The organism is Taibaiella sp. KBW10, assembly GCF_003852495.1.
Classification (GTDB): domain Bacteria; phylum Bacteroidota; class Bacteroidia; order Chitinophagales; family Chitinophagaceae; genus Edaphocola.
Window position 1 is genome coordinate 463,704 of record NZ_QAJI01000001.1, and the last position, 26,520, is coordinate 490,223.

A 26,520-nucleotide genomic window follows, 5' to 3' on the forward strand; every position below is an offset into this window, starting at 1 on the left:
ATGCAAAACAGAACGCTTCGTATCCTCCCTTCGGCCGAACTGGATCATTCCTTATGGGATCGTTGTGTACAACAGGATGGCAAGGCAAAGGTCTATAATTATAACGCCTACCTGGATTGTTTTGCCCCAGATTGGCAAGGATTGGTTTTAGGCGATTATGAAGCTTGTATACCCCTACCCGCTTACAAGAGGCTGGGCAGCCAATGGCTACAAATGCCTCCGTTCATACAGCAGTTTAACCTGGCGCAACAACAGGATAAACCGGTCACTGAAATGGAAAAGCAGCAGATAAATAAGCTACTGAAAAAACAATATAAGCTGATCCGTTACTCCTGTACAGACATCAGCTTTGACAGGCCGCCTGCAAAAGTACGCACCAACTATGTGTTAGATCTATCAGAAACATATAAGGTATTACAGAGCCGTTTCAACAAAAACGGCAGTAAGAATATTCGAAAAACAGAAGCATTTGCACTAAGCCTCACCCAAGGGATTCCCGTCGATACTGTTATCGCCTTTTACAAAGCTGCCTATGGCACGCTCAATACCCTAAAAGACGATCAGTATCTTCTATTCAAAAAATTGTGTGCCACAAAAACGGACTTTTTTACTACCCAGACTTATGGGGTATCTAACGCGAACGGAGAACTGATTTTCGCCGCGCTGCTCATCAGGGATGCAAAAGCACTTTACTATGTTTTAGGTGCACCTAATGAGGAAGGACGAAAGAAGAAGGCAACCTATTTCTTTATCCATGAAATCATTAAACAGCATGCGGGCCAACCGTTAAAACTGGATTTTGAAGGCTCTGACTTAAAGAATGTTGCCGATTTTTATCTTAGTTTTGGACCGGAAACGGAACCGTATCAATATTATCAATTAAACAATTACGCATTCCCTGCAAAGCCTGTTATAAAGGCACTGACCGGGATATAGAGTATTTGTCGAGATCATTTTATTATTATGAGTAAGCAAAAAAAACTGGGCTTAGGGGCTTTGGGTGGTTTGGTATTTTCCACCAATCCGGATGCCATACAACCCGAACCGGAAGAGGAAATGCAGACCCTAGCGGCCGGACATCAAAAGCTTCGTGTCTTGTTGGACAAAAAGCAAAGAGCCGGCAAAGTGGTGACTTTGATTGATGGTTTCGAGGGAACCGAGGAAGATTTCCAATCGCTGGCCAAGCAAATAAAAACCAAATGTGGTACCGGCGGTAGCGCCAAAGATGGGATGATCCTGATACAAGGCGACTATAAAGTCAAAATAGCCCAGTGGCTAAAGGACTGGGGCTACACCAAAACAAAAACAATCTAAAGTGATGGATATAGAATCATTAAGAAATTATTGTTTAAGCCTGGATGCAGTATCAGAGTCCTTTCCTTTCGGAGAAGGCACTTTGGTGTTTAAAACGAATGACAAAATCTTTTTATTGCTGAGCCTGGATGCACAACCGCCACGCTTCAATGTAAAATGCGATCCGGAGCGGGCACTGCTACTAAGAGAGCAGTATTCGGCCATACTTCCCGGCTATCACATGAACAAAAAACACTGGAATACCATAGTCCTGGATGGCAGCCTGAATGCACAAGAAATAAAGGCGGAAATCATGCACTCTTATGGGCTGATTTCCGCAAAAAAAACGAAGCAAAAAAAATCCTAATGCATTACAGTAATGCATTACGCAGTGTTTCGGAAAAATATTTGAAAAAAATATTGTTAGTAGAAAATATTATCATACCTTTGCAGTCCGAAATTTGAAATTATGCCAAAAGTAAAAACACATTCAAGGGCTAAAAAAACTTTTAAAATAACTGGTACAGGAAAAATCCGTCGTTTTAAAGCGTATAAAAGTCACCTTTTAACCAAAAAGACAACTAAACGTAAACGTCATTTACGTGGTAGTACAGAGATTCACTCTGCAAACTTACCATTGGTAAAAAGAATGTTGAACTTACGTTAAGCCAGGTTTCCCTCTGTAAAAGAGGTATGTTAGAAAACAATTTTATTAAAAAAACAGCATTTAATTTATAAATTATGCCACGTTCAGTAAATGCAGTTGCATCACGTGCAAGAAGAAAAAGGATCCTTAAGCAAGCGAAAGGATTTTACGGTAAACGTAAAAACGTATATACCGTTGCCAAAAACGTATTAGAGAAAGGTTTAGGATACAAATATGTAGGCCGTAAACTGAAAAAGCGCGATTACCGTGGTCTGTGGATTGCACGTATCAATGCAGCCGTTCGTGAAGAAGGTCTGAGCTATTCTGTTTTCATGCATAAATTGAATGAAAAAGGAATTACTTTGAACAGAAAAGTATTGGCTGATTTAGCGATGAACCAACCAGAGAGCTTCAAAAGCTTGATCGCTGAAGTTAAATAAATAATTCTAAGTATGGCTGCTGTTGTAAAATAGTATGTACATGCACTTTGATGTTAATCAATAAAATAATTAAAAAATGGAAGCAGCAATTGCATTTATCCACGAACAATTAACTACAAAAAGAGAATTACCTGCTTTTAAAGCTGGTGACAATATTACAGTTAATTATAAAATCATTGAAGGTACAAAAGAGCGTATTCAATCGTTCAAAGGTGACGTAATCAAGCGTCAAGGTACTGGTGCAACCGCAACATTTACTGTTCGTAAAATTTCTGACGGTGTTGGTGTTGAGCGTTTGTTCCCTGTATTATCTCCAAACATTGAATCTATCGTTGTAAACAAAAAAGGTCGCGTTCGTCGTGCCAAATTGTATTATCAACGTGAGCGTTTCGGTAAAGCAGCACGTATCAAAGAAAAACGTATGGCTGTGGCAACTGTCAAAAAATAATATATCCCTTCTTATAGGGCATAAAAAAGCGAGTTCAGCAATGAGCTCGCTTTTTTATGCCCTATATTTTTTGGAGCATATCCAATATATCACCTGCCCGCAACTCCCTGACTAGTAAGCAGCCATTTAATTTTTCCATCAAACCAACGGAAGTGCCCGAAGACTAGTCTTTAATAAGGTAGATTTATTTTGTCCAAACACTTGCAAATAAAACGGATAAAGAGTAAATTCACAACAATAAAATAAATATATAATTTTTACCTTAAAATCATGTTGAAATGAATCCAAAACGGTACACATTTTTCAATGGATGGAAACGGCTATCCAATCCATTACTCTTACTGCTCTTACTCTTACCTGGCATTAGCAAGGCCCAGTACTGTACGATGTCTTATCCAAGCGGCTATTCGGGTTGGGGGATGACTCAGGTCACCATCGGAACTTATACACAGAGCCCATCTTTCTCCAACGCTTATGGTAATTTTCTGACCCAAAACGTACCGATGACGGCAGGTACACCTACCGCTGTGAGTATTTCAACCACAGGATGGGTATCGACCGGTATTGCGGTAGATTTTAACAACGATAATGATTTTGAAGATGCGGGCGAAACCCTGTTCTTCCCAACCTATAGTGGTAATCAGAACTATGCCTATACGGGCAATATTGTAGTACCGCCAAGTGTCGTTTCCGGAAACTACCGGATGCGGATCTGGACAAGGTCTGCCAATGGCGGCGGTGCCAATGACGGAGCGATACCCTGCGGCACCTATGGTTATGGCAGATACGCAGATTATACCATGGTGGTAACCAACAGTGCCACCTGTCTTTCACCTTCTAATGTGCAGGCGACTCCCGCAGCCACTACGGCGGCCATCAGCTGGACCGCTTCTACCTCAACACCCGCCAACTATCGCTGGAAAGTTGTTGCTGCAGGAGCTGACCCTAACACAGCACCCGCAGTAGCCGCCACGGCTACTGGTACTACAGCGGCAGTTTCCGTGAGTGCTACCGGTTTAGCATCCGCAACTGCTTACGATGCGTATGTTAAATCATTGTGCAGCGCATCTGACAGTAGCGTATGGACCCTGGTGCGCAATTTCACCACACTTTGTGATGGAACGCCGGCTACCGGCGTCGCGTCGTCTTCTGTGCCTACTGTTTGCCCTACGATTAGCTTTAACCTCGTGCTCACCGGCGTTACGTCGGCTCCCGGCATTACGTACCAATGGCAGTCTTCCACAGCGGCAGGCGGTCCGTTCAACAATATTACCGGAGGCACAACGGCTACTTATGCAGCCACACAATCTGCTGCTACCTTTTACCGCTGTATTGTTACCTGTACCGGTAGTAACCTGACCTCTACTTCCAATGTGATCAATGTAGCCTTAACAGCGCCCTCCAGCTGTTATTGTATACCAACCTCTACGACTCCCGGCTCATACTATATTACCAGTTTTTCGACTACCGGAGGTACAACCAATGTTACCAATAACGCTACCGGAAGTGCTTCTTACACCGATTACAGTGCCACGATGTCTACATCTGCACCACTGGGTGGTACGATAAACTTCTCGCTGACGACCAGCAGCGCATTTAGTAACCGCGCGATATATATAGATTGGAATAAAGACGGTGCGTTTGACGAAGTAACAGAAAAAGTTTATTCTGGTATATACTCTGCTGTTTCTGCTACAACCGTAACCGGTTCCTTTATGGTACCCTGGACGGCAACAGTTGGAGCAACCCGTATGCGTGTCAGAAATGCATATTATATCAATACGATGAACGCCTGTGGTAATATCCAGTACGGAGAAGCCGAAGACTATACCTTCAATGTCGCGTCTGTAAGTGGTGTTTGTGTAAATCCGATTAACCTAAGTACAAATGGGGTTAATTTTACCACTGCTACCGTAAACTATGCAGCACCTCCTGTAGGAAATGTACCAACAAACTACATTTATGAACTTAGAACAGATGGTACCGCGCCCGGTTCCGGAGCTAATGGCCTGGCCCAAAATGGCACGACGACAAATACCAGCGTAAGCTTTACCAATTTATATCAGGGTACTCCTTATACATTTTATGCACGCACCTTCTGTAGTGTAGGTGATACCAGCAGCTGGGCTTCTATCAACTTTACAACCCTGACCGATACCTTAACGCCTGTGCCACTGACCGGCTTTAACGCCGATGTGGTAGCGAATGGTCTGGGCAATGCAAGTGCTTCTACCAATAATGATGTGGATGGAGCCGGATATGCACTGGTAGCAAATGATTTCCGGGCTACATCCAGCAGCACCGCTCCTACCCAATCTATCCCGATGACCCGCGTGTTCCAAAGTACGTTCAGGAAATACCGCATGGACTCGTATGCTCAAAATAACGCTTTAAGAATGTCAGGTACAACAAGCGGCACCATCCGCTTCCTGGCTCCAAAAAGAGCTAATAAAGTGTATATCATGGGTGTGAGCGGTAGCGGAGCTTCTACACATACGGCTACGATTTACTTTAATGATAATACCACACAGGTAGCTACCCAATCCTTCCCGGACTGGTTTGTTTCCGGTAATAATGTAGCTACTGCTGTAGGCCGTATCACGATCGCCAGCAATGCACTGGGTACCGGTGGTCCTTACCTGCATGATTCAGCAATTACGATCAGCATTGCAAACCGGAACAAGCAGATAGACAGTATCTCCTTCAGCCATACTGGTGCGGTAATGAATTTACTGGCCGTAAGTATCGTACCGAATACAAAACAACCTTGTGCTTTACCGGGTATGCCGGTAGCCTCTAATGTAACCTGTGCGGGCGGTACACTTACCTGGGCCGGAAATGGTACCAATACCAACTACCAGGTCAGCTATGGTCCAAGCGGCTACTATGCCAACAATGGTACTATTGTACCGGTAAGCGGCACAACAGGAACCAATACCTACACCTTCCCGAATATGGGGACCAATGTTAACTACCAATTATATGTTCGCACCAACTGTGGCAGCGGTTCTTACTCTGACTGGGTAGGACCTGTAGATGTGGAAATCCCGAATACGATTATTACGCCGACGTTTACCATACCGCAAACACTGTGTAGTGGTGCAACCGCCCCTATCCTGCCGACAACTTCAGGTAATAATATTACCGGTACATGGAGCCCGGCAACTGTAAACAATACCACAAGCGGCAACTATGTCTTTACTCCTACTCCGGGACAATGTGGTGTATCTATCACACATCATATTGATGTAGCCAGCCTAATCACCCCTACATTTACTGCCATCGCACCTATTTGTAACGGAAGCCCGGCACCTGCATTGCAGCTGACTTCCAACAACGGTATTGCCGGCACATGGAGCCCGGCTACGATCAGCAATACAACGAGTGGCGCATACACATTCACCCCGACAAACGCAGCCAGCTGTAATGCTTCTGCAACACTTAATGTGACCGTTTTGAACACTCCACATACTACAGAAACCATCGAGATCTGTTCTGAAGACCTGCCTTATACCTGGCACGCCCAAAGCATTACTGCCGGTGGTGCAAATGCAGCTACTTATACTACTCCAGCCGGAAATGGTTGTGATAGTGTTGTTACCCTGAATTTGAATGTAACCAGCAGTAGTACCCCAAGTATTGCGATTACGGTAAACCCTGCTAACACCGTAAATACCGGTTTGCCGACCGTGTTTACAGCACAGCTTACCGATGGCGGTACCAGCCCTCAGATCAGTTGGCAGAAAAACGGAATTACCATTCCGGGTGCAACCAATACAACCTGGACAGGTATTGCGGGTACAGACTTCTATCATGGTGATGAGATCTCTGCTTCTGCAGAAAACTTCAATGCTTGTGCCAGCGCTGCTGTCGTATATAGCAATGGTATTATGATGTATATTATCCCAACCAGTATTGGCAATACGCCAAACCGCATCGGTTACAAATTGTATCCAAATCCAACGCATGCAACTGTTCGTGTAGAAGGATTGATCAAAGGAGATATGTATAAAGTATATGATGCTTTAGGCCGGATATTACAAGAAGGCGATGTAAGCAATACAAATACACTGGAAATAAGCCTGCAAGCTTATGCACAGGGTATGTATATTATCAAATTCAATAATAAAAATGGCCAGGCATGGCAACAAAAAGTGAATAAACTATAAAGTACATTCATTCTTTTATCAGAAAGGGCTGTCGAAGACAGCCCTTTCTTTATGCGCCTACAGGAACGATCCTGTAATATCTTACCTTATAGACTGTTTCACTTAATTATAACAAATATTCCCAGCATACATTTGTTAAATTTGGTGTTTACCATCAATTCAAATTCCATGAAACAATTCTTCCTTTTAATGGCCTGCAGCACTTTATTTATCGCCTGTAAAAATACAGAAACGAAAGACGAAGTGGCGGTGCCTAAAGACACCACACAAAGCGTAAGCAATGCAGTAACCACACCAATAAGCACGGACCAAAACGCCACAACGAACACTAATGCAGCTCCGGCGCCTCCCGCTACCGGTACCACCAAGCTTAATCCGGCACATGGACAACCCGGACATGACTGTGCTGTTGCCGTAGGCGCGCCTCTGGACGGTTCTGCCGGTAAAACTGCACAACCGATTACGGTAAACCCCGGAAATGCGACACCGTCGACAGCACCGGCAGCTACAAGCGGACAGAAATTGAATCCGGCACATGGAGAACCGGGACATAATTGTGCTGTTGCCGTAGGAGCACCTTTAAGCTAAGGAGAAGCACTAAACAATACTGATTATTAATAAAGCAAGAGCCAACCGAAGAATCGATTGGCTCTTTTTACAAACACACCAAAAATTTATCGCTGTCCCCTGTTAGCGGAAGATCTGTTATTTGTTCTCACCGATTGCTCTGTGGTTTGAGCTCTGGCGTTGGTATTCCTTACCGTATTATTATTGTTGTTGCGGGGCTGTACTCTTTGTGTATTTCCGCCAACATTCCCATTATTACCTTTCCACTGGTTGTGGTTTGGATGCCCTGCACTCTGATAGTATTTATACTCCCCACTATTCCTGATCACTGCCTGTGAATGGTTGTTTTTATACCCACCATATGCTCTTAAGTCATTACTATTGTACTGATACGGTTTGGGTCTGTTCACCACAACTTTATAAGTACGATACAGATCAAAGCTTCTATATCTTGAAGGCACCCCCGCACTATACACCCACTGGTTATTGTTTAATATAATAAACTGGCCACGGGCTACATCATAATAGCAGTTTATTTCGGGCAAGTAATAATAAGACGCATAATCATACCCGGTTGGACCCCATCCCGGCTGGCTTCCGATATTCACCTGTACATTTACCTGTGCCACACCTGTTGTTGCCTGCATCATACCCATACCAATCATCAAAGCAATCATTATCTTTTTCATAATCTCATTTTTTAATTGTTCTTAAATAAATATTTGGTATTTTGACTGCAAGTAAAGTATTCGTTTAATCTCCTTTTCCCTGTATAGCTTTTTTATCGGTGAACGGGCCGAATCCTGCGGTATTCCTTATCATTGCAAAACAGAACACAAGCTTATGCAACGTCCTTTAGCGGAACGGCTCCTATTTCCACCACAACAGGTAAATGAAACGAAACTGGCAAAAGCCGTAAACGGGAAAACGATTGTTGTGAGCGGAGCCAGTTTTGGCATTGGGCATGCGCTTTGCCTGCTCCTCTCCCGATATGATACCCACTTGGTCTTAATCGCCCGTACAGAAGAGGCTATGTCCATACTGGCCAAAAGTATTGAAGCCAATGGCTCCAGGGCCACAATTATTGTAGCCGATCTTTATCAAATAGACGATGCGGAGGCTGTTTTGGCACGATTAGCCACCATAGGAGCAATTGACATCTTTATTTCCAATGCCGGAAAATCTATTATGCGGCCCTTAGTACAATCTTTAGCACGTTATCAGGACATTACCCGTACCAATAGCCTGAATTATCTCGCACCGGTCAAAATACTCTTAGGGCTCACTCCCCTGCTTACCCGGAGCAAAGGAATGATCATTAATGTTTCGGCGCTAAACGTATTATTACTTCCGGCGCCTAACTGGGCCGCTTATCAAGCCTCAAAAACGGCATTCGATCAGTGGTTCCGGTGTAATTGGGCAGAATGGAAACAATTGGGCATAACCGCAAAAAGCATTTATTTTCCTTTGGTCAAAACCAGGATGATCGCCCCCAATCCAAAATACACCCATGCTCCCGCTATGGAAGTACAACAGGCCGCCATCCGGATTGCAAAGCTGATATACCAAGATAAATCGGTGTCTAAACCCTGGTGGGCTATCTTTCCGCAAACAGCCGGCTTCCTGGCTAGCAAATTATGGAATGCCTATTCTTTTCATCATATATCCCGGCATTCCTCATGAGGCTGCTACAAAAAATAAAAAAGGCAAAAAAACTGGCAACGGTCATCGCCCGGCATGGTTATAACCTCATTAGCCTGTTGGCCAGTGTACAGGATGCCGCTCCGAAAGATGCCTTTATTCAGGAAGGAGTAAATCGTATCTCTTATGCAGCACTTTATCGGCAGGCACTTCAAATAGCCTATATTTTAGAACATAGGTATGGGGTAAAACCGAAGCAGAAAATTCTTTTAGCCTGCCCTAACGGCATTGCATTTTTGAGCATACTCTTTGCCTTGTCGGCCTTGGGTTGCGACATTACGCTCATTCATCCTGCTGCAACAAAAACAAGCCTACAGGGCCAAATACAAGATTATGATTACCTCATCCATAGCGGAGCGGGCACCGTACCAGATCTCCTTCCTGCATTAGATATACAGGTATTATTGCATCAATTATCTGCCCATTGCCCAAGCCTTAGCCCGAGAAAATGCGGCAGCTATCTAAGTGTATTAAGTAGCGGATCACAGGGCATGCCCAAACGGTATAAAAGAAAAGTAAAGGCATTCACTTATTACCGGCCTTTTCGGGAACTCTATACCAAACTCCGGTTGTCGGAGTATGATACTACTTATATTGCCCTGCCTTTCCACCATGGTTATGGCCTGGCTGCGGTCTTGCTCTCCTTATTTTTAGAGAAAAAAGTATATTGCCACCCGGACTACAACAGTCATAATATCCTGGCGGTAGCTACAAAAACTCCTATTTCCTGTTGGATTGTGGTTCCCTCCATGATTCCACTGCTTTACACACACAAAGATCAGGTACTTTGCCACACCCGGGCAATTATTAGTGGTGGAGACCTGCTCGAGCCTTTATGGACACAACAGATTTTACAGGAGACCAAAGTGCGTCTCTACAGTCTCTACGGCACCTCTCAAAACGGCATTTGCGCCATTGCAACTCCGGAAGATCTACGCCAATACCCGGCTACTTTGGGAAAACTCATCAGGGGGACGAGGTACAAGCTTGCAGCACTACCACAAGAGCATGCAGAAAGCCTCTGGCTTAAAAATGCCTGGTCAACCGACAATCCCAATGGTGGATTTATTGATACCGGCGACCTGATCCGTATCAATAAGGAAGGGTATTTATTTTATGAGGGTCGCAGAGATCAGATGCGCATAGTCGGGGGCAAGAATCTATACCCGGCAACGATTGCCGACCATATCCGCGCCTTTGAGCAGGTGAAAACAGTATCGGTATCGGTTAGAAAAGATGCACAGCTAAGGAGTACGTTACATGCCGCATTAGAAGTACATCCAAACTTTGACGCTAAGCTTTTTGATCAATATATCACCAGGGTATTACCTGAGTATACGATTCATTTCGATATTATAGCCTGAGTACGCAGCGCTTCTAAACGGCATCAAAAAAGGGGTGCTATTATGCACCCCTTTTTTGATATATTCCTATCTTATATTCTGGACATTTTGTAATTCCATCGTTCATTGCCAATATATTCGCTGGCTCGGAGGTATTTTGCCGTTATACTGCCAATATTCCATACATAATTGGTTCTTTGGGTGCTGCTGCTCAAATCGAAACGCAATACATAATCGGTACTGGAAGAGGTCGTGCCGTCTTCTTCATAATAATAATCGGTATACTGATCGATCCACCAGGCACCTTGCAATTGCTCGCCGGTATTGGCATTACGGGCTAATACGGTATTGTTTTCCTTAAATTCATAAGTCCAGTTTTCGTAATTGCGCGTAATATCTACAGACTGTTTAAAAAGGCCGGCCTTATGGGTTACTTTATCAAAACGCCAGGTTCCGACAATTTTTTTCCGGTAAGACATAAAAGAGTATTTGGTACAGGAGGCTAATCCGAGCACCAGTCCGATTAAAAGGACAAAGCCAAGGGTGTATTTCTTATTCATAACATTACGGGGTTTATATTATTGCTATTTTCCTTACTAAGAACGTAAAAATACATCCGGGTTTAATGATCTGTTAAAAATATTTTTCAATAACCGCTGAACGATGCTTTACTTACTCTAAAAGGGATTTATATACCTTTGTGCCATGATACACACGATCAACTGCAAAGGCAGCCTGTTGCACCTTGAACAACCTATCGTTATGGGCATTTTAAATGCCACTCCTGACTCTTTTTATACTAAGGGTAAGAACAATACGACAGCGGGCTTACTGGAGCAGGCGGCACAAATGCTGGCAGCTGGTGCCACCATCCTGGATGTGGGTGGGGTCAGTACCCGGCCCAAAGCGCCGGAAGTAAGCCTTGAAGAAGAGCTGAACCGTGTGATCCCTTTGATCAAAGCCATTAAGGTGCACTTTCCAAAAGCCCTTATCTCAATAGATACTTTTCGGGCAGCAGTGGCCCGGGAGGCAGTGGCGGCAGGTGCGGCTATAGTCAATGATATTAGCGGTGGTACCATGGATCCGGAAATGTTGCAAACCATTGCGGATTTAAAGGTGTCTTATATATTGACGCATATTAAAGGAACGCCGGCCGATATGCAGGAAGCACCGGCCTATGATGATGTCGTGCTGGATGTAATGGATTTTTTCATCGAAAAACTACAGCTTTTAGCATCATTTGGTGTAAAAGATGTAATATTGGATGTAGGTTTTGGCTTTGGTAAAACACTGGCGCATAACTATACGCTCTTACAACATATGGATGCCTTCGCTATACTAAACAGGCCGGTACTTATGGGTATCTCGCGTAAATCGATGGTGTACAAAGTATTAAACAGCAATGCCGCAAATGCACTTAATGGTACGACTGCCCTGCACAGCATAGGATTGCTCAAAGGGGCGCAAATATTGAGGGTACATGATGTACAAGAGGCCGTAGAAACTATTTCATTGCACAAAATGTTGTCAAATCAACAGTAAAAAACAAAATACATTAAAAAAAATATTTTATATTTGAATTCTTAAAATTAACAATTATGAATATTAAAATCGCTCTTGTCGCATTTTCTATTACATTCGCCGGCTTCACTCAGGTAGAGGCCCAGCAGAATAATAATGCTGCAACTGTAGCTACAGTCACTAAACCTCAGTTCACTGCAAATATCAACGCATATGAGCAAGCTAACGGAGCCAACAGCACAACCGTACTGACCACTTTAAAAAGCCAAATGCGTACCGCCATTGCGGATTTGAAAGAAAGCATGAGCAACGGTGGCGGTACAACTCAAGAAACAAAAATGCAGAGCCGTATCAATGCCTTCAACAATGCGGTACAAAAAGAAAAAGCCAATGATAAAAGCGGCGTGGTTACTGCTTTGAAAGCCTTTGCAGAAACACTGTAAAAATTATTTTACAAAACTGTTGTAGATTGAATCTATTTCTATTAATTTTGCGAGGAATTATTTCGAAATATTAACATAATGGATCAGAACCATAACACAAATAAAGAAGAGCTATTAGATAACGAGTTAGACATTAAATTGTATAAGCCAAGTTCCTCCAGGTTTTTCTTTCTTTTAGGCTTTTTCGGCTTTTTCATTTTTGCATGGTCAGGTTGTTACAATCTGTATCAGCACAAATTTGTAGACAAAAAAGATATCGTACCGGTTAACGAAAGTTCCCTGTACGAACCTAAATATAAATAGACCATTGTGATTGTTTGTGAATCAGGCACTGCAGTAGTTATACTCAGCTACAAAAGCATAGCATGGCACAAGCTATTCTTACCTAAAATTATTGAGCAAGCAGCATCGGGTTACGATGTTGTTGTTGTAGATCATGCTTCACCGGATAATACGACTGAATATATTCAGCGCGAATTTCCTTCGGTGAAGCTGATTTCTTTACAGGAGAATCATGGCTTTGCCTGGGGCTATGCCAGGGCTTTGGAACAGATCACCGCAAAATACTATGTCTTGTTGAGTTCTGACTTTGAAGTAACAGACAACTGGTTCCCTCCTCTTCTTGCGGCTATGGAGCAATATCCTTCCTTAGCAGCCTGCCAACCTAAAATCCGTTTTTGGAAAGAAAGAGCGTCCTTTGAATATGCCGGAGCAGCCGGTGGCTTCATGGATAAATGGGGTTATATGTTCTGTCGCGGCCGGATATTCAATACTTTAGAAAAAGACCATCACCAATATGATGATGATATTGAAGTCTTTTGGGCGAGTGGCGGATGCCTGATGGTCCATGCAGAACGCTACCATGAGGTAGGTGGTTTGGATGCCGACCTCTTCGCACACATGGAAGAAATTGATCTTTGCTGGCGCTTAAAAAATGCGGGTTATAAAATCGGAGCGATTGGTTCCTCCACCGTATTTCATGTAGGTGGGAGTATTATATCTTATGGCAGCCCACAAAAAACCTATTTTAATTTCCGAAATAACCTGGTGATTCTTACGAAAAACGAACGTACTGCAAAGCTTTTGTGGCTGATTCCCTTGCGTTTAGTGCTGGATGGTGTTGCTTGTCTGCCTTTTTTATTAAAAGGAGATGTTAAAAATATCTTCGCTGTGGCCAAAGCACATTTCCATTATTACGGTAGTTTGCGTAAATGGTTAAAAAAGCGGAAGGTCACCCGTAAACTGGCGATCAGGCCCAATACAACCGGCATTTACCCTCATAGTATTGTACAACAATACTTCCTTCAGAAGAAGGATACTTTTGATAAGATTAACTTTCCTACGACAACATTAAGTTAACAAATTATTATGTACTCTCAGATTTATTATTATCTTTGAGGCTCTTTTTTTAGTAAAAAATCATGAATATAGTTTTTTTATTGGCTTTTGCATACATGTTGGGTTCTATCCCTACAGCCGTTTGGGTAAGTCAAAAGTTTTTTGGGATTGATATCAGAGAGCACGGTAGTGGAAACGCCGGGGCAACTAATACGTTCAGAATCTTAGGAAAAAATGCGGGCATTGCCGTAATGATCATTGATATGCTAAAGGGCTTTGTGGCTGTAAAACTGGCCTACCTTTCTCTTTATCCCCATAATGATACGAGTAGTGCATTTACCAATCTACAAGTTGCCTTAGGCTTATTAGCTGTGATCGGGCATATTTTTCCCTTATTTGCCGGTTTTAAAGGTGGTAAAGGGATTGCGACTTTATTTGGTATGATCCTGGGTATACAATGGGTAGTGGCCTTATGCCTGGTAGGTGTATTTTTAATCATGCTCACCCTTACTAAGTATGTATCACTGAGTTCTATAACCGCCAGTATTGCCTTCCCTGTATTATTACTGTTTATTTTCAAGGGTCAGGAGCCCTCCTATATGCTTTTTGCCATTGCCACGGCCTTGCTGGTGGTACTCACCCATCACAAAAACATTCAACGTTTGTTGACGGGCAATGAGAGTAAGGTAAAACTAAAGAAGAGGAAAGACCGGAACAATATTTAACGACAAAAACGCTGCTGTAACATAACAACAGCGTTTTTTTTAACGTTATATTCTTGAAAAATCCTGAGTACAGAAGTAAATTTGTGCTTATTCTTATAAAAATGAAACTTATTTGATGGTATATAGAAGAATAGTGGCCTTGACCTTACTTCTGGCAACTGCAAGCAGCGGGCATAGTCAGCTACTGAAAAACATACTCAATACGAAACCTTCAGCACCTAATAACGATGCCCTCATACAAGGCATCAAGACCGATATACAGGAACTTTCGAATGATAAATATACGGGCAGGGCGATAGGAACCAATGGTTATAATAATGTAACGGCACATATTGAGAAGCGAATGAGTGAGTCTGGCCTGGTACGTTATGGAACCGTAGGCTACAAATCCAGTTACAAATATGCAACCGGCAGAAGCGCAACAGTAGAAGCTAAGTTTCTGGTTAGCAATAAAAACCTGATCGTCAATACGGATGTCATTCCTTTGTCATTCTGTGCGAATGAGGAGAATAATGCTTACCTGATCCCTAATGTACCTGCGGCATACTCCGCATGGTTGGTACCCTTATTTACCCCACAGCAAGCGAACCGCCCTGCAGAGGATTGGCTGGATAAACTCGACAAAGTGATCTTGAATGCTCAGGAACGTGGGGCCACGGCCTTATACCTGTATGATAATTCTGCGAATGGGCTGGATCTGAAAAATATAAAAAATAGCAATATTCCCATTCATAGAGATATTACTATTCCCGTGTGGATCATTTCTAAAAAAGCCTATAACGATCATTTTAAAGATGTGAATTACCTGGTTCCGGTATACAGTAATACCAAGTTCAGAAATGATTATAAAGATGGGTACAATCTTGCCGGCACAATTAACAATGGTGCCGCCTCAACGATTGTGATTATGGCCGATTACGATCAGCTTTATCAATCAGATAAGGGAGAAATCCTGAATGGTGCCAATGACAATGCCAGCGGCATAGCCACATTATTTCAGTTAGTGCCTTTATTAAGAACACCGGAGTACAAACAATACAATTACGCCTTCGTTGCCTTTTCGGGTAGCCAAATGGGGAATCTGGGTGCACAATCCTTTTTAAATATTCCGGATATTAAGTCAAAGATTGCTTATGCCATAGATATTACGGCAGTGGGCAAATTGGATAGCGATCAACGTATCTACCTAAATGGAGTAGCCTCTGCGTTGATGTTCAAAAATGCCATTAAGGATGCCTCTAAGGATTATCAGCCCCGGTTGGGACAAGAGTACCCGCACGCGTCTTCTTATACCAGCTTTTTAAAAGAGGGTATCCCTACCCTGTCTTTCTCTACGGGATATAATCAATATTTCAATGCTGAGACCGACAAGATTACAGGAATCAATTTTGCGGGCTTGGCTACGGTAACCCGTTATATTGCCGGCGTTATCGCTTCGGTTAATAAATCCGGACTCCCTAAATACAATAATAACGACATCGCTATAAGCGATAAGGATCTGGTGGTAGAGAAAATTGTTGCCGCAGCACCGCCACCTAAGGTAACCACAAAACCGGCACAAAAACCGGCTTCAAAACCCACACCGGCTGTAGTGAGCAACGGGGCTCCGGTTAATCCGGGCAAACCCAAAACCAATAACCCGGCCTTAGTCAATAAAAAAACTTCTTTTGATTCTACTTATGCCGGTGGCACGGCCATCGTCATCGACTTTTTAGGACTTGGCGTTAATGAATTGGATTCCAGAGAAGGAGGTGCCTATATTTATAGCCTCGAAGGCCAGGGAAAAGGAGCCACATTGGGCTTTAAAGAAGGAGACGTCGTCTTACAGATTGGTAGTTTTCCTGTGTTTAATGCGAAAAGCTATTTACTGACCCTGAGAAAGTTTAAAACAGGAGAGCGGGCATATTTCAAGGTAAAGAAGCCCGATGGCAAAACAGAAATGATCAATGTTGCTTTTTAAAGGCACAAACGATATACAATCATACAAAGAAAGAACTCCACAATGGGGTTCTTTCTTTGTGATAGGCAATTAAGTGTATTATTTAAAGAAAGAATGTTGTTTGCGAAACCCGTATATCCCTATCAGGCAGACGAGTACGCCTTCGATACTTCCGGCATATACATCTGCAAAGAAATGCTGTGCCAGATAAATACGGGAATAGGCCACCAGTAAGGCGCATATGAGGAATGCAAAAGCCCAAAACCAATGCCGCTTCCTCAACAGTAAGGACAGTAATAAAAAAAAGGCAAATGCTCCTGCCGTATGGCCTGAGGGAAAAGAATTACCATAATGTAAGGTTTCGCCGGGTATATGATGAAACCAGGCTTCTTTCTCATATAAAGCTGCCGGACGAGGCCTAGCAAACCAGAATTTCAGCCCTTGGTTGATCAATAAGGAACCCAGTTGGGTCGTGAGCAATAAGCCTAAAAAAGCATTGTTCCGATACCGGAACCAGTATAAGCATAATAAAACGGGAATAATGAGGAGTGCTGTCCCGAATAAAGTAAAATATTTAAAAAAGGTATCCAGCAAGTCGGTATGCCGGATATGGATATACCGGAATAAGAATGCATCTCCGTAGTGTATTAATAAGCATCCTCCTACCAGTACCCAAAGCAGAAAAGCCGCCAGAAAGCAGTATAAGCCCTTTCTGTCATTTGTATCAGGCTTTGGTTGATATTGTTCGGTTACAGCAATCAAGCAGCGGGCAATTTTGATTTTTTATCAAAGAACTGCTTGAGCTTCCTCCAAACATTAATATAGGCTTCTTTCTTAAATATTGGTGAGTCGTTTCTCGCTTGTATTAGTATCAAGATCGCTACGGGCAATAAGGATATTGTCGCCAGCCACATTCCTTGTACCGGAGGTAGCTTCCCTTGCTTGGCCAGCTTTTCCCCTGTAGAAGAGAGAATGAAATATACCACAAAAAAGAGTACGGAGATTACCATCGGCATGCCTAATCCCCCTTTGCGGATAATCGCACCCATAGGCGCTCCGATCAGGAACAGCACTAAACAGGCAAAAGCATAGGTGAATTTTTTGTGCCATTGCATATTATACTGGTTCAACCTTGTCGTGTTAATCTCCGTGTTTGTTGCATTAATGGACAAGTAACGTTGTATACTTTGCGCATTATTGGTCACCTTATTGGCAATATCATTTTGCTTTTCGGCGGTAAAACGGGTAATCAGGTCTTTACTATAAGTCTTTTCCGGCATTTTGGCCATATATGCCCTTATGCTATCTTTCAGTGCACGCGCCGCGGCATCATTCTTACCGAGGCTTATAAAATAGGCCGTGCTCCGCTTCAGTTCATTTCTGTCTTTGGCAATCGTTTTGTAGGTGCTGTCAATACCCTTGTTCAACATCGCGATATCCAGCATTTCCTCGCTGCTTTTGAATAACTCTTCTTTAGTTCTGGAAAAACCGAAACCGGATACATCAATCACCTTATTCCATTGCTTAAAGAACATCCTCTGTTGCTCATATACACCGGTCTCATCCTTTTTGAGGTCATAACGCCATCCATTGGTCAATTCAAAGACCAAAAAACGCTTATCGGTGCTCAGGTACATTTTACCTTTTTCGGCGGCGACCACATTATTATTACCATAGCCTTTGCTGTGATCATAGATCAGTACATCTTTAATGGTAGTACCATCTTCACTTTTACTGCCGATCCTTATCACAAAACTACCCAGCCCCCGGTTAAAGACTCCGGGCTTAATGCTCATGGTCGGTTTTTTATTCCTCATATCATACAGCAGGGAATAGGCTTTAAGATTTGCTTTGGGAATGACGTAATTGCTGAACAGGAACATGCCCACCACGATTGCGAGGACAAATAAGGTTAAGGGTCTTAAGAAGCGGAACAAGGAGATCCCTGAAGACTTAATGGCAACGAGTTCATAATTCTCCCCAAGGCCCCCAAAAGTCATGATTGCGGCCAGTAATATACCTAGGGGCATGGCCATGGGTACTAAGGTGGCCGACATATAGACCATTAGTTCTAAAACCAGGGATATGGAGAGTCCCTTTCCGATCAGGTCGTCCATATACAACCAAAAGAACTGCATCAGGAATACAAATAACACAATAAAGAAGGTGACCACGTATGGCCCCATAAAACTTTTCAGTATTAGTTTATCCAGTTTCTTGATTCCGAAATTCATATTCGTGGTAAGACGCAAAAATTACCCTGCAAATATAGCATGCTTAGCGCTAGCAGTAAAATGTAATCTATGCTTTTAAGCTTTTTATAGCAAAAGAAAAGAGCCGTTTATAATAGGTTATCCCTATATAAACGGCTCAAAGCATCTGTATATTTTCCGCTTAGCTTCCTAATCTGTGTTTCAAATCATTTATTTGTGTGCTCCATAATTGTTGCTGATCCTTAATTTCTGCTTTGTCAGCAAAATCAGTGATCTGTAAAATTGTTTCATTGGTCACATCGCTTTGGGTTATTCTAAATTCAAAATATTCATTATCGTCATAATAATCCCAGCGAAAACGCACAAATTCATTTTCTGTCATTTCCAGTAACTCGGCTTCATCGGCTACGCCCTTCCAGCTAAAAAAGAAAGTATGATCGCGTTGATTCACCTCATCGGCAAACCATTCCTGCAATCCGGCTGGTGTAGATAAAAATTCGAATAATATACTAGGACTGCAGCGTATTGGTATTTCGATGTTGTACTGGTTCTTTTTACTCATACTAAAGGTTTAAACAAAAATAAATTGTGTCTGCAATAAGGATAAAAATTCTGACAAAAACAAACCTTTCTTTAATTTTTTTAATTTTTACAAAATATGTAACAAAAAAATCCCGGTGTTCACATTTTATTTGGAATTAAATTAAGTAATCGTTAAATTTGGTATCGTATAATGTTAAAAATAGTTTAAATCACACAAAAAAATTAGTGTTTATAAGTTAAAAATTTACAGAGTTATGTCAATGCGCCAACTTAAAATTACCAAGTCGATTACGAATAGGGAAAGTCAATCCCTGGAAAAGTATCTTCAGGAAATCGGAAAGGTTCAGCTTATTACCCCCGAAGAAGAAGTATTGTTGGCCATAAAGATAAAACAGGGGGATCAGAAAGCACTGGAACGACTGACTAAAGCCAATCTTAGGTTTGTTGTTTCGGTAGCCAAGCAATATCAAAACCAAGGCTTATCCTTAAGCGATCTTATTAATGAAGGTAACCTGGGCCTGATTAAAGCTGCACAGCGCTTTGACGAAACCAAAGGCTTTAAATTCATTTCTTATGCCGTATGGTGGATCAGGCAATCTATTTTGCAATCGCTGGCAGAGCAAAGCCGTATTGTACGCTTACCGCTCAATAAAGTGGGCCTGACCAATAAAATAGGAAAAGCATATACCGCTTTAGAGCAGGAATTTGAACGTGAACCTTCTGTAGACGAAATCGCCACGCTTTTGGAGATCGATATTGAAGAGGTTGAAAGCACCATAGGCGTGTCTACCCGCCACATCAGCGTTGATGCACCATTCTCCGACGGAGAAGACGGTAGTTTACTGGATGTACTCACTAATGAGAATGCTTCTTCTGTAGACAACGAGATTACTAATAACCAGTCGCTGAAAACGGAGATCGACCGTACTTTAAACTTACTTTCAGACAAACAACGCACAGTTGTAAAAATGTATTTTGGCCTGGGATATGACCATGCGGTGTCTTTAGAAGATATCGGTGATCATTTTGGCTTAACCAGGGAAAGGGTAAGACAAATAAAAGATAAGGCCATCAGTAAATTACAATCAAATAACCAGTGTCATTTACTAAAATATTTCTTAGGCTAAGCGATCATTTTAGAAAATTTATTTTATCTTTAAGCCTTATTCCTGTTTTGAGGAATGTGAATACTATCAAATAATTAAACATGAAAAAAATAAAATCTATTCTATTAGCAAGCTTTGGCTTTTTGGCCATGGGCGGAATGGTATTAAGTACTTCTTGTGAACAGGATCCTTGTACTACACTTTTGTGTCAAAACGGAGGTAGCTGTACAGAAGGTTTGTGTCAATGCCCTACGGGTTATGAAGGCGCGCAATGCGAGATTAAAACAGCCACCCGTTTTATAGGTAAATACAAAGGGACTACTCGTTGTACACACGACAATGTATTGTTCCCGATTGTAGCCGATAGCGTAGTGCTTAATTTAGTAAAGGATCCTAATAAAATAAGCCTGGTTATGTATGCCGGTAATACTTCGGTTGTTGATTTCAAAGGCACTGCAGATAATCCAAATGCGACATTTGAAACCTTTAATAATGGTGTGGTGAGTATCCATCCGAGCATTCAAATAGACGGCGATTTAATCTACGTTTATCTGGAATCCATCACGCTCGCTTCGGGTGAAAGGCAGAATTGCAAATTTACCGGAAAGAAAGTAGTGATAACCAATCCTTAATTATAAATCTTTTTTATACCTAAGCGAGCAAATTCAATATTGCTCGCTTAATTTTTACCCAATAATTTCCGAATTTTGCAGACAAATAATCATCGTATGGTTTCGGTAAACTTTAAAGACTTAGGCAATATTGAATATGGCGATGCATGGGATCTCCAGGAAGACATTATGAAACAGGGCCTGAACATCAAGTCGGAACGATTTGCGGCAAAGGATGAAACCGGTACAGAAAAAGAAATTGCCCAGCACCTGTTCCTGTGTGAACACCCGAATGTATATACTTTAGGAAAAAGTGGTGCTTTGGAAAACCTTTTGATCAACAATCAAAGCATGAAGGACCTGGACGTCACTTTCTATAAGACCAACCGTGGAGGAGATATTACCTATCATGGACCGGGACAGATGGTGGCTTATCCTGTTTTAGATCTGGAAGCATTCAAAACGGATCTGGGTTGGTACATGCGTTCTTTAGAAGAGGTGATTATACGAACCATTGGCGAATATGGCCTTAGCGGTATGCGTCTTGAAGGCTCTACCGGTGTATGGCTGGATGCAGATAATCCGGCTAAAGCCCGTAAGATTTGTGCGATGGGTGTGCGTTGCAGCCGTTGGATCACCATTCATGGCCTGGCATTAAATGTCAATACCGATCTCCAGTTTTTTAATTACATTGTTCCCTGTGGCATTAGCGATAAAGGCGTTACGAGCATGAAACAGGAGCTAAAGGCGCAGGTTGACGAGCAGGAAGTAAAAAAAGTATTTTTAAAACATTTTGAAGAAATCTTTGGCGCCAGCTTAAGACATGCCTCCTAAAGCACCACTCTTGAATACAGCATATTTATTATTGGGCGGCAACGAAGGAGACCGGCTCAAAACGCTCCGGGAATGTGTCGCTTTCCTCTGCAAAGAAGTAGGTACGGTGATCAGTGCATCACCCATATACGAAACGGCTGCCTGGGGCAAAGAAGACCTGCCGGCACACCTGAACCAGGCAATTAAGATGGAAACAGATTTGTCTGCAACAGCCTTATTGCAACAGGTACTGGCTATAGAAATAAAACTGGGCAGGCAACGCCAGGAGCACTGGGGCTGCCGTACCATAGATATTGATATTATCTTTTTTAATGAGGATGTAGTGCAGACGCGGGATTTGGTTATTCCTCATCCGTTGATGCAAGTGCGTCGCTTTGTTCTGCAACCCTTATCGGATATTGCAGGAGCATACATACATCCCGTACTACACCAGTCAGTAGCCACACTATTGGCCCAATGTACAGATCCTCTAGCGGTAACGCGCTATACAACGGATCTTACTGCAGATGCTCTTCTATGATAAATCTCGGGCGCTGCTTGACCTCTTTATACATTTTGGCCACGTACTCTCCGATCAAACCAATACATAATAACTGAATACCACCCAGAAAGTACATGGGAATAACGGTAGAAGCCCAACCGGTTGCCGCATGATTGGTAAAGTAGGAGACTAGGGCATAAATACCCAGTAATATCGTGATCATGAATACGGCAAAACCACAAAAGGTCACAAAACGAAGGGGCTTAATACTCAAGCTGGAAATGCCATTCCAGGCAAAGGACAGCATTTTACGAAAATTATATTTACTTTCCCCTGCAAACCGCTCCCCACGATTATAATATACGCTTGTTTGTTTAAAGCCGATCATAGGCACCATGCCGCGCAGGTACAGGTTGGCTTCTTCAAACGATTTAAACGCATCCATTGCCCTGCGGCTCAACAAGCGGTAGTCAGCATGATTATAAACCGATTCTACGCCCATTACAGACAGTAATTTATAAAACCACAATGCCGTGTTGCGCTTGAAACTGGTATCGGTGCTCCGGTCATCCCGTACGCCATACACCACATCATAACCATTCTGGTAAGCGGCAATCATGGCCGCCATCGCATTAAGATCGTCTTGTAAGTCTGCATCAATAGAAATAATGATATCGGCATCATCGGCATGAAACAGCCCGGCCAGTAAGGCATTCTGATGCCCGAAATTGCGTGACAGCTTAAGCCCTTTGAAATAAGGATTTGAGGTATACAGTGCGGTAATTAAGGACCAGGTTTTATCTTTACTTCCATCATCTGTAAGCAATACGTAACTATCCGCGGCAATCATCTGTTGCTTCACATATTCCTTCAATAATACCGTGAGGCGCTTCGATGTTTCGGGAAGAACTTCTTCTTCATTATAACAAGGAATCACTATAACGAGGCGAGGAGGCATAATATCATTTTAATTCGCAAATGTAACTATAATTATGTATTCATTTACCTTCTAAGGAAGCCATACCATAAGCGCAGCTCACTTATATGATCATTTTTTGTTAGTTTTACCGTTTACCGTTTTCACCAAGACTTTTCAGCCAAAATGACCTCTATCAGTATCGTATTACCTTGTTATAATCCTCCTGAACACTGGGAGCAATATGTATATGAGGGATACCGGGTAATTTCGGATCAAATCGGTTGCTCTCCAGAACTGATTATTGTCAATGACGGCAGCAGTCAGGATATACAAGAGGCCATTGATTTTCTCCATACAAAAATTGATGTACTGACGTATATCAGTTATCCCGTCAATAAGGGAAAAGGTGCGGCTTTAAGAGAAGGCGTACAGGTAGCTACGACCGATTACATCATCTACACGGATATTGATTTTCCATATACCACAGAAAGCTTTTTAAGTATTCTGGAGGAGCTGACCAGCCATAAAGCAGATATTGCGATCGGGATAAAGGATGACAGCTATTATCAGTATTTGCCTAAGTATCGGAAATTTATTTCCAAGTCTCTACGAAAAGGTATTAGCCTTTGTTTTCGCATGCCGATTACCGATACGCAATGTGGTTTAAAGGGTTTTAATAAAAAGGGACAAGCCTTATTTATACAGACGACCATCAATCGGTACCTCTTCGATCTCGAATTTATCTATCAGGCCTTTCGAAAGAAGCGAAACCTAATCGTTAGCCCGATAAAAATAAGCCTGAGACCGAATGTTTTTTTCCGGAAGATGAATCTAAAGGTACTGGCGGGAGAAAGCACCAATTTTTTAAAAATATTATTAAAGAAGACGAAATACTAAGCGGCTATAGCTAATACATTATGAAGAAATATATTGCCCCATCGGTTCTATGGTTCCTTTCTATCGGATTAACCCTGTGCTATTTTTATGATCTGATCATACATCTCAACACTGGCGTAATGAGTATCGGAGGGGATGGCATGAAAAATTATTATACTTATCTCTATTATATCCAGTACGATCAGGGCAATCATTTTTCAGGAATGAATTATCCATTCGGGGAGCATATTGTATTTACCGACAATATGCCGGCCCTTGCAGGAAGCATAAAATGGCTCAGTCAATGGTTTCCGGGTATTGCTCATTATAGTTTGGGGATCATGCACGGGCTCTTGCTCCTTTCCCTGAACCTGGCCACATATTATATTTACAAAATACTAAGAAAATATGGAGCGGCCTCATTATGGGCAATCGTTTCTGCCTTGTTTATTACCTTCTTCTCGCCGCAATTGTTCAAAATATACGGGCATTTCGGAATGGGCTTTGTGTTCTACATCCCCTTTACCATTTATCAACTGATACGGTACCAGGAAACCAAAAAATTAAAATACGCGATTGCCCTCTTTTGTTGTGCAACACTTCTGGCTTTTATTCATTTATACAACCTTGCGATCATCGCGGTCTTAATCGGGTTTTATGCAATTGCTTATTTAATTACAGAGCGGAAGACGACCTTACTCAAACAAAAGATCCGATACTTAACGCCCCTGGCGCTCGCAGCCATCCTTAGTTTTGGCATTGCATCGGTATACCTAAAAATGACCGATAAAACAGCGGGACGGCCCGCTTATCCCTATGGTGTACTGACTTCAGAAACACAGGGTAAGGATCTATTGGTGAACAAAACCCCATTAGGATATATCTTCCAGTTTATTTTTGGCAAGCCCGAAAATGTGTCTGAAACGGAAGGAAAAGCCTATGTCGGGCTGATCACTATTATCGTATTTCTTGTGTTCCTCTATCGGTTTATCAAAGGAAAAACAAAGAAAGACAAACAATCTCTTGTACAGCCGGTAAAAGGATATACAATCTGGCTTTGGGTTGCCCTCTTTCAATTGCTTTTTGCCATGGGCGTTCCCTTTGTCTGGGCAAGGGAATTTTTTGCAGACCATATATCAGTGCTTCGGCAATTCAGGACTTTAGGAAGGTTCATCTGGCCTTTTTATTATCTTATCATGATATATGCCGCCTTATTTGTATATCATTTTGCAAAACAATACCTGAGCAATGGTAAGCGGGTATGGGCTTATGGTATTTTATTTCTGACACCTCTTATTTGGGCGATACAGCTCACCGGATATTATGAAAATAGCCGGGTGATTATGCAGGATGTAAAAGAAAACTATACCTGGCTTTATGATCAGTCGGGGAAAAACTGGAACAGCTGGTTGCAGGAAAAAGGGTATCAGCCCCATCAGTTTCAGGCAGCGCTTGGATTACCCTTCTTCCACATCGGCTCCGAAAAATTATGGATCATGGATGTAAATGAGGGCATGAACCTGGGCAGACTGAGTAAAATGTCGCTGCAAACGGGCTTACCCGTGGTGAATGTGATGATGTCGCGCACTTCGTGGCCCCAAACTTTTGAAACGGTCAATATCATCGATGGGCCGTTTAATCCAAAAAATATCCTGAACCGCTTTAATAACAAACCCCTCTTGCTGCTTATAGACAAGACATTTCCCTTAAAATCCAAGGAACAGGAATGGATGCAATATGCCACCTTTATCGGGGATAAAGACAGCACCCTTGGCGTATACGCTGTAGATATCCAAGCCTTCCAGGTACAGGGTAAGGCCTATACCAGCGGCATCAAAAAACGTGCTGCAGATACCACCGCAACAGAAGGCCTGCTGGGCAGTACCGGCTTCTATTATGTAAATCATTTCGATCATACCGAAAACAATACTGCTTTCGCGGGGACTAATAGTTTTAAACCCGTATGGGCGAATAAAGAGGTTGTACTTGATACGATTCCTATGCCGAACATGCATACAGACAGTATGTTTAATCTTTCCATGTGGGTAAAATGCAACCTGACAAATTACCGCAGTCCTTATTTCAATATTTACCAATACGACAAAGCAAACAATAAGATTGGCTTTTTGGATGTATCTACTAAATACAGCACCTACATTTCCGGCAACTGGTTTTTTGTGGATAAGGATATTAAAATTGAGGCGCAAACAGCCTATCTGGTAGTTGGCATCATAGCCGATCATTCGCATGAAAACTATTTTGGCATTGATGAGCTGGTGCTGGCACCTTCATCGGCGATATACTTTTACAAGGCACCTGGTGGTACTTTGTTTTTAAATAACCGGCCACAAAAAGCGCAATAAG

27 protein-coding genes are annotated in these 26,520 nt (G+C 42.4%); 21 read left to right on the top strand and 6 right to left on the bottom strand.

The features are described from left to right. The 8 genes from DBR32_RS01960 (at position 1) to DBR32_RS01995 (ending at position 7,584) form a co-directional block, all read left to right on the top strand. Entirely contained in the window at positions 1–936 is a 936-nt protein-coding gene (locus DBR32_RS01960) for a hypothetical protein (protein WP_124634601.1), read from the top strand. 27 nt (positions 937–963) lie between these two features. Beyond that, positions 964–1,314 carry a translation initiation factor gene (locus DBR32_RS01965; protein WP_124634602.1) on the top strand — a complete coding sequence of 117 codons (351 nt, stop codon included), beginning with the start codon at positions 964–966 and terminating at the stop codon, positions 1,312–1,314. 4 nt (positions 1,315–1,318) lie between these two features. Then, a complete protein-coding gene (locus DBR32_RS01970) occupies positions 1,319–1,660 on the top strand; it encodes an MmcQ/YjbR family DNA-binding protein (RefSeq protein ID WP_124634603.1) in 342 nt (113 codons plus the stop codon). Between the two features lie 102 nt (positions 1,661–1,762). Then, positions 1,763–1,960 (top strand): 50S ribosomal protein L35, encoded by a 198-nt coding sequence (gene rpmI / locus DBR32_RS01975; RefSeq protein ID WP_124634604.1) that lies wholly within the window; start codon positions 1,763–1,765, stop codon positions 1,958–1,960. Between the two features lie 74 nt (positions 1,961–2,034). Next, positions 2,035–2,379: a 50S ribosomal protein L20 gene (rplT, locus tag DBR32_RS01980; protein WP_124634605.1), complete on the top strand. Its 345-nt coding sequence runs from the start codon at positions 2,035–2,037 to the stop codon at positions 2,377–2,379. Between the two features lie 76 nt (positions 2,380–2,455). Beyond that, positions 2,456–2,827, top strand: a complete 372-nt coding sequence (gene rplS, locus DBR32_RS01985; RefSeq protein ID WP_124634606.1) for a 50S ribosomal protein L19 — start codon at positions 2,456–2,458, stop codon at positions 2,825–2,827. Between the two features lie 278 nt (positions 2,828–3,105). Then, on the top strand, positions 3,106–6,996 hold the full coding sequence (locus tag DBR32_RS01990; RefSeq protein WP_124634607.1) for a GEVED domain-containing protein: 3,891 nt from the start codon (positions 3,106–3,108) through the stop codon (positions 6,994–6,996). A gap of 168 nt (positions 6,997–7,164) precedes the next feature. Further along, positions 7,165–7,584, top strand: a complete 420-nt coding sequence (locus tag DBR32_RS01995) for a hypothetical protein (protein WP_124634608.1) — start codon at positions 7,165–7,167, stop codon at positions 7,582–7,584. A gap of 86 nt (positions 7,585–7,670) precedes the next feature. Here the strand turns inward: DBR32_RS01995 and DBR32_RS02000 are convergent, their stop codons facing one another. Continuing rightward, on the bottom strand, positions 7,671–8,252 hold the full coding sequence (locus tag DBR32_RS02000; RefSeq protein ID WP_124634609.1) for a hypothetical protein: 582 nt from the start codon (positions 8,250–8,252) through the stop codon (positions 7,671–7,673). Positions 8,253–8,406: 154 nt separating this feature from the next. Between DBR32_RS02000 and DBR32_RS02005 the strand changes: the two genes are divergently transcribed. Together DBR32_RS02005 and DBR32_RS02010 are read left to right on the top strand one after the other, a co-directional pair. Continuing rightward, positions 8,407–9,246, top strand: a complete 840-nt coding sequence (locus tag DBR32_RS02005; protein WP_124634610.1) for an SDR family NAD(P)-dependent oxidoreductase — start codon at positions 8,407–8,409, stop codon at positions 9,244–9,246. Continuing rightward, positions 9,243–10,628, top strand: a complete 1,386-nt coding sequence (locus DBR32_RS02010) for an AMP-binding protein (protein WP_158605881.1) — start codon at positions 9,243–9,245, stop codon at positions 10,626–10,628. The genes DBR32_RS02005 and DBR32_RS02010 overlap by 4 nt, the downstream gene beginning before the upstream one ends. A 71-nt stretch (positions 10,629–10,699) precedes the next feature. Here the strand turns inward: DBR32_RS02010 and DBR32_RS02015 are convergent, their stop codons facing one another. Then, positions 10,700–11,167: a hypothetical protein gene (locus DBR32_RS02015; RefSeq protein ID WP_124634612.1), complete on the bottom strand. Its 468-nt coding sequence runs from the start codon at positions 11,165–11,167 to the stop codon at positions 10,700–10,702. Between the two features lie 145 nt (positions 11,168–11,312). Here DBR32_RS02015 and folP point away from each other — a divergent pair, with 145 nt between their 5' ends. The 5 genes from folP to DBR32_RS02040 all read left to right on the top strand — a co-directional run bounded on the left by folP (position 11,313) and on the right by DBR32_RS02040 (position 16,594). Beyond that, a complete protein-coding gene (folP, locus tag DBR32_RS02020; RefSeq protein WP_124634613.1) occupies positions 11,313–12,149 on the top strand; it encodes a dihydropteroate synthase in 837 nt (278 codons plus the stop codon). A 56-nt stretch (positions 12,150–12,205) separates the two neighbouring features. Continuing rightward, positions 12,206–12,571, top strand: coding sequence for a hypothetical protein (locus tag DBR32_RS02025; protein WP_124634614.1), 366 nt, complete (start codon positions 12,206–12,208; stop codon positions 12,569–12,571). Between the two features lie 309 nt (positions 12,572–12,880). Continuing rightward, the gene (locus tag DBR32_RS02030; protein WP_158605882.1) at positions 12,881–13,930 is read left to right on the top strand and encodes a glycosyltransferase family 2 protein; all 1,050 of its coding nucleotides are present in this window, start codon (positions 12,881–12,883) and stop codon (positions 13,928–13,930) included. A 62-nt stretch (positions 13,931–13,992) separates the two neighbouring features. Further along, positions 13,993–14,634 (top strand): glycerol-3-phosphate 1-O-acyltransferase PlsY, encoded by a 642-nt coding sequence (plsY, locus tag DBR32_RS02035; RefSeq protein WP_124634616.1) that lies wholly within the window; start codon positions 13,993–13,995, stop codon positions 14,632–14,634. Between the two features lie 115 nt (positions 14,635–14,749). Beyond that, complete coding sequence (locus DBR32_RS02040; protein ID WP_233559649.1) at positions 14,750–16,594, top strand: M28 family peptidase; 1,845 nt, start codon at positions 14,750–14,752, stop codon at positions 16,592–16,594. A gap of 78 nt (positions 16,595–16,672) precedes the next feature. Here the strand turns inward: DBR32_RS02040 and DBR32_RS02045 are convergent, their stop codons facing one another. The 3 genes from DBR32_RS02045 to DBR32_RS02055 form a co-directional block, all read right to left on the bottom strand. Next, positions 16,673–17,335 (bottom strand): phosphatase PAP2 family protein, encoded by a 663-nt coding sequence (locus tag DBR32_RS02045; RefSeq protein WP_158605883.1) that lies wholly within the window; start codon positions 17,333–17,335, stop codon positions 16,673–16,675. Next, positions 17,332–18,807 (bottom strand): LptF/LptG family permease, encoded by a 1,476-nt coding sequence (locus DBR32_RS02050; protein ID WP_124634619.1) that lies wholly within the window; start codon positions 18,805–18,807, stop codon positions 17,332–17,334. Before DBR32_RS02050 ends, DBR32_RS02045 begins: the two co-directional genes overlap by 4 nt. A gap of 160 nt (positions 18,808–18,967) precedes the next feature. Further along, positions 18,968–19,348 carry an START-like domain-containing protein gene (locus DBR32_RS02055; RefSeq protein ID WP_124634620.1) on the bottom strand — a complete coding sequence of 127 codons (381 nt, stop codon included), beginning with the start codon at positions 19,346–19,348 and terminating at the stop codon, positions 18,968–18,970. A 241-nt stretch (positions 19,349–19,589) separates the two neighbouring features. On the opposite strand from DBR32_RS02055, the gene DBR32_RS02060 reads away from it, so the two are divergent. From DBR32_RS02060 to folK, 4 genes are all read left to right on the top strand, one after another. Beyond that, complete coding sequence (locus DBR32_RS02060; RefSeq protein ID WP_124634621.1) at positions 19,590–20,456, top strand: RNA polymerase sigma factor RpoD/SigA; 867 nt, start codon at positions 19,590–19,592, stop codon at positions 20,454–20,456. An 80-nt stretch (positions 20,457–20,536) separates the two neighbouring features. After that, positions 20,537–21,067, top strand: coding sequence for a calcium-binding EGF-like domain-containing protein (locus tag DBR32_RS02065; RefSeq protein ID WP_124634622.1), 531 nt, complete (start codon positions 20,537–20,539; stop codon positions 21,065–21,067). Positions 21,068–21,142: 75 nt separating this feature from the next. Beyond that, positions 21,143–21,880: a lipoyl(octanoyl) transferase LipB gene (gene lipB, locus DBR32_RS02070; protein ID WP_233559636.1), complete on the top strand. Its 738-nt coding sequence runs from the start codon at positions 21,143–21,145 to the stop codon at positions 21,878–21,880. Between the two features lie 10 nt (positions 21,881–21,890). Further along, positions 21,891–22,400 (top strand): 2-amino-4-hydroxy-6-hydroxymethyldihydropteridine diphosphokinase, encoded by a 510-nt coding sequence (gene folK / locus DBR32_RS02075; protein ID WP_124634623.1) that lies wholly within the window; start codon positions 21,891–21,893, stop codon positions 22,398–22,400. On the opposite strand, the gene DBR32_RS02080 is transcribed toward folK, so the two are convergent. After that, positions 22,378–23,319, bottom strand: coding sequence for a glycosyltransferase family 2 protein (locus DBR32_RS02080; protein WP_199724297.1), 942 nt, complete (start codon positions 23,317–23,319; stop codon positions 22,378–22,380). The two genes, folK and DBR32_RS02080, sit on opposite strands and share 23 nt — an antisense overlap. Positions 23,320–23,463: 144 nt before the next feature. Between DBR32_RS02080 and DBR32_RS02085 the strand changes: the two genes are divergently transcribed. Together DBR32_RS02085 and DBR32_RS02090 are read left to right on the top strand one after the other, a co-directional pair. After that, positions 23,464–24,177 carry a glycosyltransferase family 2 protein gene (locus tag DBR32_RS02085; protein ID WP_124634625.1) on the top strand — a complete coding sequence of 238 codons (714 nt, stop codon included), beginning with the start codon at positions 23,464–23,466 and terminating at the stop codon, positions 24,175–24,177. Between the two features lie 20 nt (positions 24,178–24,197). Beyond that, on the top strand, positions 24,198–26,519 hold the full coding sequence (locus DBR32_RS02090; protein WP_124634626.1) for a hypothetical protein: 2,322 nt from the start codon (positions 24,198–24,200) through the stop codon (positions 26,517–26,519). The last annotated feature ends 1 nt before the right edge of the window (position 26,520 follow it).